This is a genomic window from Pseudomonas khorasanensis (genome assembly GCF_014268505.2).
Classification (GTDB): Bacteria; Pseudomonadota; Gammaproteobacteria; order Pseudomonadales; family Pseudomonadaceae; genus Aquipseudomonas; species Aquipseudomonas khorasanensis.
The window spans coordinates 227332-243935 of record NZ_JABWQP020000003.1 but is presented as its reverse complement, the minus strand read 5'-3'; the positions used below and the strand labels follow the sequence as shown (position 1 = coordinate 243935).

Annotated in this window: 17 protein-coding genes; 9 read left to right on the top strand and 8 right to left on the bottom strand. The window is 58.9% G+C overall.

Annotated elements, in window-relative coordinates; translation table 11 throughout:
* Window positions 1-4 precede the first annotated feature (4 nt).
* Window positions 5-694 carry a phosphate regulon transcriptional regulator PhoB gene (gene phoB, locus HU727_RS10475; RefSeq protein ID WP_007896474.1) on the bottom strand — a complete coding sequence of 230 codons (690 nt, stop codon included), beginning with the start codon at window positions 692-694 and terminating at the stop codon, window positions 5-7.
* A gap of 151 nt (window positions 695-845) precedes the next feature.
* Between phoB and HU727_RS10470 the strand changes: the two genes are divergently transcribed.
* Complete coding sequence (locus tag HU727_RS10470; RefSeq protein ID WP_186531104.1) at window positions 846-1229, top strand: COG4315 family predicted lipoprotein; 384 nt, start codon at window positions 846-848, stop codon at window positions 1227-1229.
* A gap of 112 nt (window positions 1230-1341) precedes the next feature.
* Here the strand turns inward: HU727_RS10470 and ubiA are convergent, their stop codons facing one another.
* Together ubiA and HU727_RS10460 are read right to left on the bottom strand one after the other, a co-directional pair.
* Complete coding sequence (gene ubiA, locus HU727_RS10465) at window positions 1342-2232, bottom strand: 4-hydroxybenzoate octaprenyltransferase (protein ID WP_186531102.1); 891 nt, start codon at window positions 2230-2232, stop codon at window positions 1342-1344.
* Window positions 2232-2792 (bottom strand): chorismate--pyruvate lyase family protein, encoded by a 561-nt coding sequence (locus tag HU727_RS10460; RefSeq protein WP_186531100.1) that lies wholly within the window; start codon window positions 2790-2792, stop codon window positions 2232-2234. Before HU727_RS10460 ends, ubiA begins: the two co-directional genes overlap by 1 nt.
* A 201-nt stretch (window positions 2793-2993) precedes the next feature.
* Here HU727_RS10460 and HU727_RS10455 point away from each other — a divergent pair, with 201 nt between their 5' ends.
* From HU727_RS10455 to HU727_RS10445, 3 genes are all read left to right on the top strand, one after another.
* On the top strand, window positions 2994-3161 hold the full coding sequence (locus HU727_RS10455; protein WP_003177199.1) for a rubredoxin: 168 nt from the start codon (window positions 2994-2996) through the stop codon (window positions 3159-3161).
* A 20-nt stretch (window positions 3162-3181) separates the two neighbouring features.
* Window positions 3182-4330: an NAD(P)/FAD-dependent oxidoreductase gene (locus tag HU727_RS10450; protein ID WP_186531098.1), complete on the top strand. Its 1149-nt coding sequence runs from the start codon at window positions 3182-3184 to the stop codon at window positions 4328-4330.
* Window positions 4331-4520: 190 nt separating this feature from the next.
* Complete coding sequence (locus HU727_RS10445; RefSeq protein ID WP_003213368.1) at window positions 4521-4796, top strand: HU family DNA-binding protein; 276 nt, start codon at window positions 4521-4523, stop codon at window positions 4794-4796.
* Between the two features lie 115 nt (window positions 4797-4911).
* Here the strand turns inward: HU727_RS10445 and HU727_RS10440 are convergent, their stop codons facing one another.
* The 5 genes from HU727_RS10440 to tssI all read right to left on the bottom strand — a co-directional run bounded on the left by HU727_RS10440 (window position 4912) and on the right by tssI (window position 11349).
* Window positions 4912-5280, bottom strand: coding sequence for a DUF2388 domain-containing protein (locus HU727_RS10440; RefSeq protein WP_186531096.1), 369 nt, complete (start codon window positions 5278-5280; stop codon window positions 4912-4914).
* A gap of 84 nt (window positions 5281-5364) precedes the next feature.
* Entirely contained in the window at window positions 5365-7695 is a 2331-nt protein-coding gene (locus tag HU727_RS10435; RefSeq protein WP_186531094.1) for a lipase family protein, read from the bottom strand.
* On the bottom strand, window positions 7692-8483 hold the full coding sequence (locus HU727_RS10430) for a hypothetical protein (protein WP_186531092.1): 792 nt from the start codon (window positions 8481-8483) through the stop codon (window positions 7692-7694). Before HU727_RS10430 ends, HU727_RS10435 begins: the two co-directional genes overlap by 4 nt.
* Entirely contained in the window at window positions 8480-9328 is an 849-nt protein-coding gene (locus tag HU727_RS10425) for a DUF4123 domain-containing protein (RefSeq protein WP_186531090.1), read from the bottom strand. The genes HU727_RS10430 and HU727_RS10425 overlap by 4 nt, the downstream gene beginning before the upstream one ends.
* Window positions 9325-11349 carry a type VI secretion system tip protein TssI/VgrG gene (gene tssI / locus HU727_RS10420; RefSeq protein ID WP_186531088.1) on the bottom strand — a complete coding sequence of 675 codons (2025 nt, stop codon included), beginning with the start codon at window positions 11347-11349 and terminating at the stop codon, window positions 9325-9327. The genes HU727_RS10425 and tssI overlap by 4 nt, the downstream gene beginning before the upstream one ends.
* 692 nt (window positions 11350-12041) lie before the next feature.
* Between tssI and tssA the strand changes: the two genes are divergently transcribed.
* The 5 genes from tssA to HU727_RS10395 are packed head-to-tail and all read left to right on the top strand — an operon-like array spanning window position 12042 to window position 16595.
* The gene (tssA, locus tag HU727_RS10415; RefSeq protein ID WP_186531086.1) at window positions 12042-13604 is read left to right on the top strand and encodes a type VI secretion system protein TssA; all 1563 of its coding nucleotides are present in this window, start codon (window positions 12042-12044) and stop codon (window positions 13602-13604) included.
* Window positions 13605-13636: 32 nt separating this feature from the next.
* Window positions 13637-14140 carry a type VI secretion system contractile sheath small subunit gene (gene tssB / locus HU727_RS10410; protein ID WP_042561805.1) on the top strand — a complete coding sequence of 168 codons (504 nt, stop codon included), beginning with the start codon at window positions 13637-13639 and terminating at the stop codon, window positions 14138-14140.
* Between the two features lie 26 nt (window positions 14141-14166).
* Window positions 14167-15642, top strand: a complete 1476-nt coding sequence (gene tssC / locus HU727_RS10405) for a type VI secretion system contractile sheath large subunit (protein ID WP_016772499.1) — start codon at window positions 14167-14169, stop codon at window positions 15640-15642.
* A 9-nt stretch (window positions 15643-15651) separates the two neighbouring features.
* Window positions 15652-16059, top strand: a complete 408-nt coding sequence (gene tssE, locus HU727_RS10400) for a type VI secretion system baseplate subunit TssE (RefSeq protein WP_186531084.1) — start codon at window positions 15652-15654, stop codon at window positions 16057-16059.
* An 11-nt stretch (window positions 16060-16070) separates the two neighbouring features.
* Window positions 16071-16595, top strand: coding sequence for a PAAR domain-containing protein (locus tag HU727_RS10395; protein ID WP_186531082.1), 525 nt, complete (start codon window positions 16071-16073; stop codon window positions 16593-16595).
* Window positions 16596-16604: the final 9 nt, after the last annotated feature.

The window sequence follows — 16604 nt, the reverse complement described above, 5'->3', positions numbered from 1 at the left end:
CGGATCAGGCCTTTGTAGAGAACCGATAGCCGGTGCCGCGCACGGTTTGTACCAGATTTTCGTAGGCATCACCGAGCGCTTTGCGCAGACGGCGAATGTGCACGTCAACCGTGCGCTCTTCGACATAGACGTTGCCGCCCCAAACCTGATCGAGCAGCTGGCCGCGAGTGTAGGCACGCTCCTGGTGGGTCATGAAGAATTGCAGCAGACGGTATTCGGTCGGGCCCATCTCGGCGGGTTTGCCGTCGATGGTCACGCGGTGGCTGATCGGATCCAGCAGCAGGCCGCCGACTTCAATCGGCGCTTCGCCATCGGTCGGACCGGCGCGGCGCAGCACGGCTTTCAGGCGCGCCACCAGTTCGCGCGGGGAAAACGGTTTGGTGATGTAATCGTCGGCACCGACTTCCAGGCCCTGAATCTTGTTGTCCTCTTCGCCCTTGGCGGTGAGCATGATGATCGGGATATCCCCGGTCAGCTCATCGCGCTTCAGGCGTCGGGCCAGTTCGATACCGGAGGTGCCGGGCAGCATCCAGTCGAGCAGGATCAGGTCCGGCTTGCGGTCAACGATAATGGCGTGGGCCTGCTGCGAGTTCTCTGCCTCGAGGCAGTCATAGCCAGCCATTTCCAACGCAACGGCGATCATTTCGCGAATAGGCGCTTCGTCGTCAACGATCAGAATGCTCCTGCCAACCATGCGTTAATCCTCTTGTCATTTAACTGTCTTGCGCCGCATTAGATAACGGAATTATTGCAGTCGTGTGACAGTATTTCAGAGCGCCAGCGATTGTGGGGATCGTGGACTAAGCTTCAAGTCCGAATCCTGACAACCACAAAAGAAGGTTTCCATGATGCCAATGACTGTTTCTTTCAAAGCTTTGTTGATGGCCGCTGCCCTGATGTTGCCGGGGCTGGCCATGGCCGCCGATCCCGCGATGGAAAAGGACGGCATGTTCACCGATCACCAGGGCATGACCCTGTACACCTTCGCCAAGGACGCTGCCGGCAAGTCCGTGTGCAACGACAAATGCGCCGCCAACTGGCCGCCGCTGAAGGCTGCGGCGGGCGACAAATCAATGGGCGACTGGACAGTGATCAAACGCGACGACGGCTCGATGCAGTGGGCATATCAAGGCATGCCGCTCTACACCTTCGTGATGGACAAGAAGGCCGGCGACATGACCGGCGACGGCAAAATGGACGGCGCGTGGAAAGTCGCCAAAGCCAAGTAAACAAGGTCCCCTGTAGGAGTGAGCCTGCTAGCGAAAGCGGTGTGTCAGTTAATGCTTGCGTTGACTGACAGGACGCCTTCGCGAGCAGGCTCGCTCCCACAGGTCCGAATCTTTAGCGCAGTGCGTAATCCAGCACGATCCCGACAAAAATCGCCAGCCCCGCCCAATGGTTGTGCAAAAACGCCTTGAAGCATTTCATGCGGTCCCTGTCGCGGGTGTACCAGAACTCCCAGGCATAACAGCCAGCCGCCACCAGCAAGCCCAAGTGGAACCAGATCCCCAGTTCAAATTTCGATCCCGCCAGCATCAGGCATCCCAACGACAGCGCCTGTAACGTCAGGATGATCACGCGATCCGCTTCGCCGAACAGAATTGCCGTGGACTTCACGCCGATCTTCAAATCGTCATCGCGATCGGTCATCGCGTAATAGGTGTCGTAACCCACGGTCCACAGCAGGTTTGCGATCCACAGCAGCCACGCCGCCGCTGGCACCTCGCCGGTCTCGGCAGTGAACGCCATCGGCATCCCCCAGGAAAACGCCGCGCCCAGCACCACTTGCGGGTAATAGGTGTAGCGCTTCATGAACGGGTACGTGAACGCCAGCGCCAGGCCGCCCAGTGACAGCCAGATGGTCGGCGCGTTGGTGCACAGCACCAGCAGAAAGCTGATGCCCATCAGCACGGCAAAGAACACCAGCGCTTCTTTCGAGCTGATCCTGCCGCTGGCGAGCGGCCGTTGCGCGGTGCGTTTGACGTGACCGTCGACCTTGCGATCGGCCCAGTCGTTGATCACGCAGCCGCCAGCCCGGGTCAGCACCACGCCCAGGACGAAGATGACGATGTTGGCCAGCGACGGCGAACCCTCGCCAGCGATCCAAAGCGCCCACAGCGTCGGCCACAACAGCAGATAAATGCCGATCGGCTTGTCCATCCGCGTCAACTGAATAAAATCCCAGGCGCGCGGGTTCAAGCGGTTCAGGGACTTGAGCAGGCTCTGATACATCAGCAGTTCTCCGGATGGGCGCGGGCGGCGTGCCACAGGCTCGGCAGGAAGATTTCCGCGACCAGTACGCTCAGCGCGCCACGATCGAAACGCGACCGCCGGCCCCACAGCTCAGGTGCTTTGGCTTCTGCCGGCAGCCATTCTTCAGGGTAGTGGCAGACTTCAATGGCGCGGCGCTGGAACGCTTGATCGCAAAACAGCAGTTCACCCAGCGAGCGGCTACCGAGTTCGTCCATGTGCAAGCCATCGCCCTGCAACGCAGCGCGCGAGGCGACGCTGCGGGCAAACACCCAGGCCTCGCCATGACCGCGCAAATACACTTCACGCACCCAGCCTTCGCTGCCTTCGGCCAGATCCAGCGCCACGCATTCGTCAGCGCGCAGGATGTCCCAGCCTTCGTGAAGCGGCGACACGCTGAAGCCATCGTTGGACAACCGGGTCAGGCGGCGGGTCAGCGAGCCTTCGTCGAACAGCCAGTTCAGGGTCAACGAATCGGGGCGGGGCGTCAGGCGGCTTTGAGTCAGCCAGAGCGGGGCGGGGCAGGCATTTGAATGTTGCACAATGAGTCATTATTGGCCGCAAATGAGGCGGCGAGCTTAACATGGCGGGCAAGATTAATGAGCAGCGCCGGCCGCCGTTGCGCCGATCAGGCTTGCATCTGCCCGGCACCCTCAGTACAAAACGCCCTGAGCCGGATGGCAGCGCATCACCTATCGACCGTCCGCGCCGGCACTACGCCTGAACCCTGAGGAAGTACCTGAATGAAGAAGTGGCAATGTATCGTCTGTGGCCTGATTTATAACGAAGCCGATGGCTGGCCGGATGACGGCATCGCGCCGGGCACCCGTTGGGAAGACGTGCCGGCAGACTGGCTGTGCCCCGACTGCGGCGTCGGCAAAATGGACTTCGAAATGATCGAAATCAACTGAACACAATCAAGGAACAACGCATGAGCGCACCAGTCGTCATCATCGGCACCGGGCTTGCGGGCTATAACCTGGCCCGCGAGTTTCGCAAGCTCGACAGCGAAACTCCGCTGCTGTTGATTACCGCCGATGACGGCCGCTCTTACTCCAAGCCGATGCTCTCCACCGGCTTCGGCAAGAACAAGGACGCCGATGGCTTGAGCATGGCCGAGCCTGGCGCCATGGCCGAGCAGTTGAACGCCGAAGTGCGCACCCATACGCGCATCAGCGGCATCGACGCCGGCCACAAACGTTTGTGGATCGGCGAAGAAGCGGTGCCCTATCGCGACCTTATCCTCGCCTGGGGGGCGGAAACCGTCCGCGTGCCGATCGAAGGCGACGGCGCTGATCTGGTCTTCCCGATCAATGATCTGGAAGACTATGCGCGTTTCCGTGCGGCAGCGGCGGGCAAGCGCCGGGTGCTGTTGCTCGGCGCCGGCCTGATCGGCTGTGAATTCGCCAATGACTTGATTCTGGGTGGCTACGAGGTGCAACTGGTCGCGCCGTGCGAACAAGTCATGCCGACGCTGTTGCATCCCGCCGCTGCGGCCGCCGTGCAGGCCGGGCTTGAAAGTATCGGCGCGAAGTTTCACCTCGGCCCGGTGCTGACCCGGCTGCAGAAAGTTGCCGAGGGGCTGGAAGCGCATCTGTCCGATGGCCAGGTGATCCCGTGCGACGTGGTGGTGTCGGCGATCGGCCTGCGCCCACGCATTGATCTCGCGGCGGCTGCCGGCGTGCAGGTCAATCGCGGTGTGATGGTCGATCGTTACCTGAAGACGTCCCACGCCAATATCTACGCCTTGGGCGACTGCGCCGAAGTCGACGGGCTGAACTTGTTGTACGTCATGCCATTGATGAATTGTGCACGGGCGCTGGCGCAAACGCTGGCGGGAAACCCGACGGCCGTCAGCTACGGTCCGATGCCGATCACCGTAAAAACCCCGGTGTGCCCGCTGGTGGTTTCGCCGCCGCCACGGGGCAGCGAAGGCGTCTGGACGGTCGAAGGGCAGGGCGCCGACATCAAGGCCCTGTGCCACAGCGCCGACGGCCAGTTGTTCGGTTATGCGCTGACCGGTGCGGCGGTCATGGAAAAACTGGCCCTGAATAAACAGCTTCCGCCCCTGCTGGCGTAAATACCGGTCGTTCTGTCGCAAACACCGCTCTTTTGCCTCGACAAAGGTCGTGGGGAGACTGGCGCCGCCGGTAGCGGCGTGCCATTCTCACTCCCGTCTGCCGCAGAGTAGAGCCTGCGGCGCCTTGGGCGCTGTTCCAACGAGAGCAGCACGGACATAACAACAAAAAACCGTCAAAGGGGCTTCACTAATGCGTAAACCAGAACTCGCCGCTGCAATCGCGGAAAAAGCAGACCTGACCAAAGAACAGGCCAACCGCGTCCTCAATGCCGTCCTCGAAGAAATCACCGGCGCCCTGCACCGCAAGGACAGCGTGACGCTGGTCGGTTTCGGCACCTTCCTTCAGCGCCACCGCGGCGCCCGCACCGGCAAAAACCCGCAGACCGGCGAGCCGGTCAAGATCAAGGCCAGCAACACCGTTGCGTTCAAGCCAGGCAAATCGTTGAAAGACAGCGTCAATCCTTGATGACAGCGTGCTCCCCTTGTTAACGGGGAGAGCCGCGATAATAAGAATGGGCACACCGATTGCGGTCGGGGTGCCCATTTTTTGTACGTCTGCTATCCGTCCGGATATTTAATGGCTATCCGTAGGTAGCCAAAACCATATGGGCAAAGTCTCTCTTGCTTAATTTCTGCTCGGTATTTTGATGGAGATGTGCGCGCCATGCGGATTCAAGCATGGCTCCGTCAAATGCTCCGTCCGTAGCGATATATGTGGTGGCATCGTCCCTTACAGCTTGTACATAGTGCTTCGAAAGGCTCTTGATTTCATCCGACGTGGTCCAAAACGGCCCGATTGTTGTAGAGAGCAACCCAAATCCTGTTGATGAGAGAGGGCCTTTAAGCAGGCACATTTTTGCAATGCATAGTTCAGCCGTAACAGAGGTGCTGATAAAAAGCATGAATACAGCTGGATACGTGATTCGTTTTTTGAAAAAGCTGTTGGCCATGTCTAATTGAACTCCTTGTCCATTGTTGCGCTGTCAAGCGCACTGAGTGCCTTTTTGAGGCGAGAGAGGGATTGCGGCGGAGCGCTACACAATCGAGTCAATATCCAGCTGAAACGGCGCGCCAACCGCATGCCCTCCGGTCATTGCGGCGATAGCGGCATCGTGGTCTTCAGCGGCTGGCGGAATCATCGCCAGTTGTTCCTGTACGAGGTTTTCAGGGTGGGCGTTCCAGCGCAGCAGACTTTCCTCAACCCATTCGGGCTGGTCGGCGTAGCTGCCGTAAACGTCAGCCTCGGTGACGCGCTGTCCGCGCAGTGCGATCAGGCGGGCCTGGGTCATGCTGATCTTGTCTATTTCCTGATTGAGCGTCAGCGTCTTGTGGGCGAGTTCCCGCTCACGCACGTAAGAGCGGTGGTTGATTTCGAGATCACGCTTAACGGCTCGCAGCTGTTGCTGGATATTTTCCAGAGCGCCGCTGATCCACTCGAACTCGCGACTGGTCACCAGCGAACGTTTGAGCTGCAGCGCTTCCTGCCAGCGGCGCAAGCTGGCCCAGCAGCCGGGAATGTAGCTGTCGACCATTGAGTGATGACCCTTGTCGAACAACTGCCGCAGAAACGATTCGCGCTCGGGCAAGCCGTTGGTAGCGCGCAAGGCCTTGGCGCAGCCGTGATCGATGATCGTGCTGCAACCCGGTTCCCAGAGAAGGGATGATCGGTGGTCCTTATCGAACTCAACGGGCATGAAATGGCGCAAAGCACCGTGATGCCCATAGTCGTCACCCAAAAAGTTGATCATTCCCCAGATCAGCAGGCCGAGGCCTGCGACCGGATTGAGGCCCAGCACCACGGCGTTGGTTGCGTACATCGGCACAGGTTTGGCAAAGGTGTTCATCCAGGTTGCGGGCACGCTCGGCACCGGGTCGTTCTGATTGACGACGCGGTGATGCACCAGCGACTTGGCGCTTTCGATGAAGGTGGTGTCGCCGGCGCGGGGGGCGCCGTAGGTGTAAAGCGCGATTTGGGGGTCGAAGCGTTTATCACGGCGCAGCATCTCGGACAGGATCAATGCCACTGCACCACCCAGGCTGTGTCCGGTGATCAGCAGCTTTTGCCCGCTGTAGAACTTGTCCAGATAGGTCTCGATGAAGGGAAACGCCGCCAAAGCACCACCGTAGAAACCGCGGTGCACTTTGCCTTCGCCCTCGGCAAAGGGAACCTGATAGGCATCGCCGTCACGCCGGCCGTCGGGCCAGATCTCACTGGTACCACGCACGCTGATCAGAATCAGGTCGTCGTGGTGGCAGATGAAGGCTTGGGTGTCCGTGCTTTCGACCTGTTTGCGATCATCGAAAAAATGCAGTCTGGCGGGGTGTTCCTGTTGGTTCCCTAGCGCGGGGTCATTCACTTCGGGGTAAAGGTTCGGGTCAAACGGCACCACTTCCAGGCGCTTCGAATACGGCACGTCTTCGTACAGTGGGTAGTACTTACTCGTTTGCGAGTCATCGACCTTCCACAACTCATCGAACTGCGGTAGCGCGTGGCCGAACCAGTTGCCGCTGCTGGGCTGTACCGGAAAGCTTACCGTGTCGGTCAGCACCGGTTGGGTGTCTGGTTGCTGTCCGAAATCGGTGTAGCTCAGCGTCGCCATCACCGACAACTGATAAAGGTTGAGCGCGCAGAACGCGTCGTCTGTCGACAGCATTGGCCGTAGCGCTCTCATCGGGCGTACTTCCAGCACATGGTGCTTGTTCGGCAGCAGCGCGACGCCCTTGGGCGGTGGTGGCGAAAACCCCAGCTCGACGGTGGCCATTTCCGCCGGACTCAAGATTGCGTGCAGTCCGCCATCCGCAGCGGTTTTATCGACCACCGTGAAGTCTCTGGACTTCGCAGCGGGTCGCATGAGCTTGTGCGCCGCCCTCTTCGGAGGGTCGCGCCGAGCAGCCAGCGGGGGCAGGTGGGCGATGTGTTTTACCAGTTCACTGACTTCGACCTGACAGTACGTATCGGTTTCGGCCAGCTCCTTGGCTGGATTGGCTTGGGTGCGAGTGCCTGTTTTGTGGAAGAAGCGGGTTTTTTCGGCGCGTACCTGGAGTTCGGTGATGGGGAGTGGGTAATGGGGGCGCTTTTGCAAAAATGTATAGGACTTCTCGCTACCCAGATAAGGACTCTTGAATTTGAGTACTACTGGACCGCAATAGTGGTCGTCGATCTTTGCAGAACCTGTAGCATCGAGTTTGCCGGTATGGACCGTGTCTTCGTAATCGATAATTTCGTAAGGCAGACCAGCGTATGGTTTGCCGTCTCCGAACTCGTCCACTAATTGGAAGCTGGTCCGGTGGCCGCGTTTAGGGCAGGCATGGATGTCGCCCCGCATAAAACGCACGTCAGTAGCTGACAGAGGCTCAATGTTCATGGTGTCTCTTGCTCCTTGCAGCCGGGATAAATGGTGCAAACACGATCATCGACCATTTTGAAAGTGCTGAAATCTTTGTCGTTGCCGTAGCAAAAGGCGTATTGATCCTGGAAGTTGTCACCCATACAGCGCTTCCAGCCGCCGGGTACTTTGATCCAGGTATCGCCGATGGCGGGTAATTCTTCATCGGCCAACTTAATTCTCAGCCTTACTGTTTTTCCCGCTAACTGAGCCAACGTGTACGCCGTAAAAGGACGACCCCTACCGATATTCCCCTGAGAATCCATCCTTTTGCAGGTCAGGATTTTGGTGATGTAGCGTTTCGGGCCAACCGTGCGAAATAGCCACTGGCACTCCCCGAAAAACTCTCCCGCGCCGTCTTCGCCGAAACCACCCATCTGCCGCTCCTGCAACTTCGGGCGCACGGCAAACGACGCATAGTCGTAGCTTGAGTAGGTGCGTTTCTTGTCTCTGCCGATGACGCCGATAATCTTGATTTCCACTCGATTCAGCGCCAGCGGGCAGCCACTCACAGTTCTGTAGAGCTCGATTTCGGAAGGACTTTGGTACTTCATGTTGGTTTTATTGAAACCAACTTCAGTGCCTTTCCCGCCTGGCACTGAACACGCTTCACCTTTGGCGGGCACGTAGGCAGCTGTCAGGTCGTAAGTGAAATCCGGCGGAAAATCCGGAACAAACGTAAAACTGTCCCGCTTCTCCACAGCCGAACAACCCACCAGCAATCCCAGGTAACCACTCAACATCAACCCTCGTTTCAAGTTCCTCATCGACCTACCTCTCCCTGCCAATACAACGCTTCCTGAAATACCCGTTCAAAATGCATCGCCGGATCTTCACCGGGTTTGGGCAGCCATGATTTGGCTGGCCGATAACCCGGTAACTGCAAACAGCGCGTCAGCAAAAAATGCACTTGCTGCGGTTGTTGCCAGCCCCACAAGTGCGTCAGTTGAATCAGGCCCCACAACCATTCATCAACGTCGAGTTGTTCGGCCAGCCTGGCCATGGCTTCGGTGTGTTCGCCGACCATGTAGCGCCGAGTGTTGTCGAACAGCACGTTGGCGTAGATCAGTTCCGGGATCGGTGTGTGCAGCCATGGCGGATCAATCGGCAACGGGTGGTGGCCGGGGTCCGGGTTGTCGATTGAGTTCCATCGTTCTGCGTGCCAATAACAGAGGCTGTGGAATGGCCCGAGAAATGCCGCGTGGTGCTCGGGTTGCAGGTGCGCCAACGCGCGTCCAAGAACCCGGTTGTCATGCACGCGGTACACAGCCAGGTCCGGGCGTTCGCCGGTTATCACGCGCTCGCGCCAGTGCGCGGCCAGCACATCAAGTTCGACGTGACCGGCACTGGCCAGCCAACCCCAATTGCGCTCGGGCGTGGCGAGCAATGTCTGGATGGCGGGATGCTGCGCCGTATCGACCTGCAACAGCAGCGGGCCGGTTGCCGCCAGCGACTCGGCCGCCGTGCCGGTGTACACCGCGCGAAACTGCTCGGTGCCGAAATCGCGCGTCAACGCAGCGTGCTCTTCGCTTTGACCGTCGGTGTCGAGCATCAGATATAGATCGCATCCGGCACGGATTTGGGCGTGCAACCACTGTTCGACCGGGCTCATGCGACATCTCCCAGCTCGCACTGACCCGCTGCGCAGGCTTCGCACAGCGGGCAGTAAGCCGCTGCCTGCTGGCGAGCACTGCTGACGATCGACAGCGGGGTGGTGCTGATTGGAGGAGACAGACCGGCCTCAACCTGCAGCGGCTGTAGCGGCGCGAGACCCGGCAGCGGCGCACCGCCCTGGACGATGGGCACGCTGCTGAAAATCCCGCCGGCATTGATCACGATGTGATGACCGCCCGCCGACAGCGTCAGGCTCATGCCGGCATCAATCACCACATTGCTTGCAGTGACATGCGCCTGCTGGCCGGCCTGAATCACCAGAGCGCCCAGGGTCTGGCTGCTGGTGCCGCTGACGGTCAGCACGTCATCGGCGTTGATCAGTGTGCTACGCAGACCTTGATGAGTGCGGGACTCCTTGCCTTCGATGAGGCTGGTGCTGTCGTTGCCGATCTGCTCAAAGCGGTCGCGCGTGATCAGGCTGCGGCTGTCGTTAAGGACCAGTTGCTCCAGATCACGCTGGGCCCGCAGGTAGATTTTTTCCTGCCCGGCGCGATCCTCGATCGACAGTTCGTTGTAGCCGCCATTGCGCGGAGTGCTCTGGCTGCGCAATACCGTTCTGGTGTTGCTTGCCGGCAAGGGATAAGCAACGCCATTGGCCTTGTTGGCGACGCAGCCGGTAATCAGAGGTTGGTCCGGGTCGCCTTCCTGAAAGGTCACGACCACCTCCATGCCGACCCGAGGAATGGTCACCGCGCCAAATCCGTCACCTGCCCAGCTGGAGGCTACGCGCAACCAGCAGCTGCTTTTTTCGCTGTTGCGTTCAGCGCGATCCCAGGGGAACTCGACACGGACCCTGCCGTATTCATCACAGTAAATTTCTTCTCCGGGTGGCCCGGTGACTCGCGCGGTCTGGCAAACCAGCAAGGGTCTCGGTGCTGGCAGCGGCGGGCGATAAATCACATCTGCCGGGATGGCCTTGAAAGTGTTTCGATAGCCCTGGGAGAAGCCATCGGCAGGTTTTGCATCGCTGCTGAAGGCCTCTTCGAGCACCTGCGGCTGTTTGCCTTCGTGGGTCAGATTGAGCAACAACCACAACTCGTTGCAGTCTGCCCTCGGGTGTTCGCTCAGGTCGAACAAGTGGCCGCTGCGCAGCCTCGCCTGATTGCTTTTGCCTTGAATCCATTGGTAGTCGTTGCGGTGACGCTCCAAAGCCTGGCGCGCCAGCTGTTTGCCGTGCTTCTCGGACCTCATCAACAGTGGGTAGCTGTAGTCTTCGAGAACCGGCGTGAATTCGGCGGTGAAGCGGCTCTCCAGCAGCAGGTTGGGGCGCTTCAGGTCATAGTCGCGGCGGGTGACGGTGCTGGTGCGCGTGTTGAAGCCCATCGTCAGATGGTTGACCACCGGATGTTCGGCGACCATGCCGCTATCAACCTGGAAGGGTGTCGTACCCAATTTGGGCGCAAACACCGGGCTGTCAGTGAACACCAGTAAATGACCATCGACCGCATGCTGGTGGTACCAGGCAATGCCCTCTTCGGCGCACAGGCGCTGGATGAATAGGAAATCGCTTTCACCATACTGCGTGCAGTACTCACGCGGCTCGCCGACGGTGACATTGAACGTGAAGTCATCGCGCTGAATGCCATGCTTTTTCAGCACCTGCGCGATGATGTCCGGCACTGTCAGCTGCTGGAAAATACGCTGCTCGTGACTCAGTTGCAGGTAATGCAGCGCCGGCACCAGTGTCAGCTCATAACGGGTCAGGCGCTTTCCGGACTCGGCCAGCACCACGTTTTCGATACGCCCGTGAATGCCTTCACCCTCAAACCCGAACTGCAAAAACGCGGGCTGGCTGAGCAAGCCTTCCAGATTAAAATCCGCATGCTCACTGACCAGCTCGATGCGAAACGCGTACAGCTGACTGATCGCTTCGGTGCCAGTGAACGCAAGCACCTTGAAGTCGTGACGAGTGGCGGGGATGTGTAGCGAGAATGGCGCGCAGTGGCCTTTGCTGAACATGGGCTTGTCCTTAAGCAAAGTGAGTCAAAGCGCGGTGTCCGATCCTCCTTGATCGCCGCGCATAAAAAGTTGCAAGCCAAGCTAGCGGCGCGGAAAACTAATTGATGTCAGAAACATCCCTGACGTTTGTCAGAGTATTCCGGGTGTGGAAGTGTGAGCTGAAATGAAGGAACTGCCTGTAGGAAGACACTTCGATAACAATCGTGTTGCCAGCATTTGTTGAGCTGAAAAGTTTCAGAAATATGAAATGCCATCATGGTGATGGCACTTTTTCTGTTGTTCATTGTCTCGCGCAAGTTGTTAACGCAAGCCATGAAATTTTCGGAAGTATCCTACTTCTATTTTTTTCAGGATTTGTCATGCTGCACGCCGCTCAAGGGTGCGAGCGTTCGGCAAGCACCCCGGGAGGCTCTGAATCAAGGGTTCGGTGGGCGCGATGAAGATTCGACGATTATTAGCGGGCCTCGGGGAATCCCTTGTGACATATAGGGCGATCACCTACAGACCCCAAACAACACTTCGTCTTGTTGTTTAATCAGATGCTTGCTAGTGGCCATCATTGTGATTACGATGCGCCCACTTGAAAGAGCACCTCTCAATTGGATGAGTCGCTGAATAGCTCTTCGATACTGTCCCGCGTCGCCGCCATCTCCATTTGCGCGCATGACTGTAATCCTTAATAAAGGCCATGGATGTCCTACTCAAGCAAACTTTCCGCCCATTACCTTGAACTCGCGAAAGCCTCTGTTTCCAAAGAGAATTTCGCGGGCGAAGACGTTCGTTTTTCGAGCGAGTTCGAGGCACTGGAAAGCGAGCTGGCCAAAGCCTCGTCGATGCACGAAAGCGGGCAGATCGACTGGCTGAAAATTCGCGAGAACAGCGAAAATCTTCTGCGTACCCAATCCAAGGATTTGCGTGTCGGCGCCTGGCTGACCTGGTCGTTGTACCAGCGCGAATCCTTCCCCGGACTGCTCGCCGGCCTGGGTTTACTGCACCATCTGTCGGAAAACAACTGGGCCGACGTCCACCCGCTCAAAGCCCGCACCCGTGCCGCCGCCATTGGCTGGCTGGTGCCGCGCCTTGAGCAGGTCATCACCGAAAACATAGCGATCAAAGAGCAGTTGCCGATGTTCCGGCAGCTCTCCGAGCACCTGTCCGGCCTTGAAGCCGCGTGTGCCGAGCATTTGGGCGATGACGCGCCGCTGTTGCTGCCGATCTCCCGCCGCCTGAAAACCATGATCCAGCGCGCCGCCGACAATCAGCCGGCGCCCGGAGTGGTCGGCGCGGCAGTGGCGCAGGTCAAGCAGGCGGCGAGCCAGTTGTTGACCCCCGGCGCCCCGATCGACAACGAAAGAGACGCCCACAAGGCCCTGCGCGCCCAGCAGGAAAGCGCTCGTCCACTGTGTGCGTGGTGGCTGAAACAGAAGGCCACCGACCTGCGTGCCCTGCGCCTCAATCGCACCCTGCTGTGGATGACCATCGACGCCGTCCCTGAGCGCAACGCTGAACAGATCACCGTGCTGCGCGGCCTGCCGCTGGAAAAGCTCAAGCTCTATCAGGACCGTTTCGATCAGGGCAAATACGCTGATTTGCTGGTGGAACTGGAGGCGAGCCTGGCGAAGGCGCCTTTCTGGTTCGATGGCCAGAGGATGGTCTGGGAATGTCTCCAGAACCTCAACGCCGAGCTGGCCATGCGCGAAGTGGAAATCCACTTCGCGCTTTTGGTTCAGCGGCTGCCGGGCATCATCGAATGCCGCTTCCATGACGGCGCACCGTTTGCCGATCCGTCCACCCGGGCGTGGATCGCCGCCAACGTCATGCCGCACCTGCAAAGCGCCAGCGCGCCGCGCAAGGTCGAAAACGAAAACGTCGAAACCCAGCCGGCCTGGGAAAAGGCCCTCGAGGAAGTCCAGCCGATTTTGCGCAAGGAAGGTTTGAAGCCTGCCGTGCAGATCCTCAAGCAGGGTCTGCAATCGGCGCATGGTGGCCGCGAACGCTTCTTCTGGCAGTTCGCGCTGGCCCGGCTGTGCTTCATGGCCAAGAAGTACGAACTGGCGAAGAACCAGCTCGAAACCCTCGATCAGACATTACAGGACTCAGGCCTGCACGCCTGGGAGCCCGATCTTGCATTGGAAGTGCTGCACCTGCTGCACAGTTGCTGCGAGTTGTTGCCGCAGAACCATGCCGTACGTGAACGCAAGGAAGAGATTTATCGCAGGCTGTGCCACCTCGATCTCGAAGTGGTACTCGAATAGGCCCCAGGGCCACAACCGCAAGGAGAAAAGCCATGGCCAAAGAAGGCTCGGTAGCCCCCAAGGAACGCATCAACGTCACCTTCAAACCCGCCACCGGCGGTGCTCAGGAAGAGATTGAACTGCCGCTGAAACTGCTGGCAATCGGTGATTACACCCACCGCAAGGACGAGCGCAAGATCGAAGATCGCAAGCCGATCAGCATCGACAAGATGACCTTCGACGAAGTGCTGGCCAAGCAAGAGCTCAGCCTGACGATGAACGTGCCGAACCGTCTGCAGGAAGAAGGCAGCACTGAAGAGTTGGGCGTGCAATTGCGCGTCAATTCGATGAAGGACTTCAACCCGGCCAGCCTGGTCGAGCAAGTGCCTGAGCTGAAAAAGCTGATGGAACTGCGCGACGCGCTGGTGGCCCTCAAAGGCCCGCTGGGTAACGCACCTGCTTTCCGTAAAGCCATCGAAGGCGTGCTCGCCGACGACGAATCCCGCGGTCGCGTACTCGGTGAACTGGGCCTGAACGCCGCAGCCACCGACGCCTGAACCCAGCAGCCAAGGAAGCCAACATAATGAGCACTAGCGCAGCACAAGAGAAGAGCGCCGCCAGCGGCGAATACAGCATTCTCGACAGCATCATCGCCGAAACCCGTCTGACGCCGGACGACGAAGCCTACGACATCGCCAAGCGTGGCGTGTCAGCGTTCATCGAAGAGCTGCTCAAGCCGCAGAACAACGGTGAGCCGGTCAAGAAGGCCATGGTTGACCGCATGATCGCCGAGATCGATGCCAAGCTCAGCCGTCAGATGGACGAAATCCTGCACCACCCGGATTTCCAGGCGCTGGAATCGTCGTGGCGTGGCCTGCAGTTGCTGGTCGACCGCACCAACTTCCGCGAAAACATCAAGATCGAAATCCTCAACGTCTCCAAAGAAGACCTGCTGGACGATTTCGAAGATTCGCCGGAAGTCATGCAGTCGGGCCTGTACAAGCACATCTACACCGCTGAATACGGCCAGTTCGGTGGTCAGCCGGTGGGCGCGATCATCGCCAACTACTACATGTCGCCGAGCTCGCCTGACGTCAAGCTGATGCAATACGTGGCCAGCGTATCGTGCATGTCTCACGCGCCGTTCATCGCTGCCGCCGGCCCGAAATTCTTCGGTCTGGAAAGCTTCACCGGCCTGCCGGATCTGAAAGATCTGAAAGACCACTTCGAAGGCCCGCAATTCGCCAAATGGCAGAGCTTCCGTACTTCGGAAGACTCGCGCTACGTTGGCCTGACGGTGCCGCGTTTCCTGCTGCGTAACCCGTACGATCCGGAGGAAAACCCGGTCAAATCGTTCGTGTACAAGGAAACCGTTGCCAACAGCCACGAGCACTACCTGTGGGGCAACACGGCCTACGCGTTCGGCACCAAGCTGACCGACAGCTTCGCCAAATTCCGCTGGTGCCCGAACATCATCGGCCCGCAGAGCGGTGGCGCGGTTGAAGACCTGCCGTTGCACCACTTCGAAAGCATGGGCGAAATCGAAACCAAGATTCCTACCGAAGTACTGGTTTCCGACCGTCGTGAATACGAACTGGCCGAGGAAGGCTTCATCTCCCTGACCATGCGCAAAGGCTCCGACAACGCGGCGTTCTTCTCCGCAAGCTCGGTGCAGAAGCCGAAGTTCTTCGGCATCAGCGCAGAAGGCAAGGCCGCTGAGCTGAACTACAAGCTCGGCACCCAACTGCCGTACATGATGATCGTCAACCGCCTGGCTCACTACTTGAAAGTGCTGCAGCGCGAGCAACTCGGTTCGTGGAAAGAGCGTACCGACCTCGAGCTGGAACTGAACAAGTGGATCCGTCAGTACGTTGCCGACCAGGAAAACCCGAGCGCCGAAGTGCGTGGCCGTCGTCCGCTGCGCGCTGCGCAAGTGATCGTCAGCGACGTTGAAGGCGAGCCGGGCTGGTACCGCGTGAGCTTGAACGTGCGTCCGCACTTCAAGTACATGGGTGCCGATTTCACCCTGTCGCTGGTTGGCAAGCTGGATAAAGAGTAAGAGCGACTCATGGACGGATACGGCAGCCTGTTCGAACGCCTCAACGGCGACGCGCAACTACGCAATGGCAAGAGCCTCGAGGTTTGCGCCATGGCGTCGGTGGCTGCCCATCTGGCAAAAATGCTCAGCACCCGGGCCGGCAGCGTGCAAACGCTGGCCGACTACGGGTTGCCCGATCTCAATGACATGCGCCTGAGCCTGCACGACTCCCTGAGTCAGGCCCGCCTGGCCATCGAAAGCTTCATCGAAGCCTACGAGCCGCGTCTCAGCAACGTGCGTGTCATTTCCCTGCCGCGTGACCACGATCAGCTCCGCCTGGCCTTCAGTATCGAAGGCCTGCTGGAAATCGAGGGTTTCAAGCGTCAGGTCAGTTTTTCCGCGCGCCTGGATGGCAGCGGTCAAGTCAAGGTCACCTAAGGAGATCCCCGATGTCTGGCAAACCCGCAGCACGCGTATCCGACCCTACCGCTTGCCCACTTCCAGGCCACGGTACCAACCCGATCGCCGCCGGTTCCGGCGACGTGTTCTTCGACGGCCTCGCGGCCGCCCGCCAAGGCGATGCCTCGGCGTGTGGTGGTGCGATGGTCGGCGATCTTGCCACTACCGTTTTGATCAACGGCAAGCCGGCTGCGACAGTAGGTTCGGTTGGATCTCACGGCAACAAGGTCACGGCAGGTTCCGGGACGGTGATTATTGGCAATTCGCATACGCCGGCGCCGTTTGTGCCGCCGTTGCCGGTGGAGATCAAATGGCCGTTTAACGAGCACTACGTCATCAATTGTCAGGACTCCGGGAGGCCACTGGCGGGAGTGGCATACAGTTTCAAAACAGCCTCGGGGAAAGTTATCAGTGGAGTCACGGGAGCCGACGGGAAGACGCAAAAAATCTCGTCCTCTATAGCGGAGTCCTATGAGTTGATTATTGAACAGCAATCTGAAGTCGTAATTGGATAAAAGGATTTT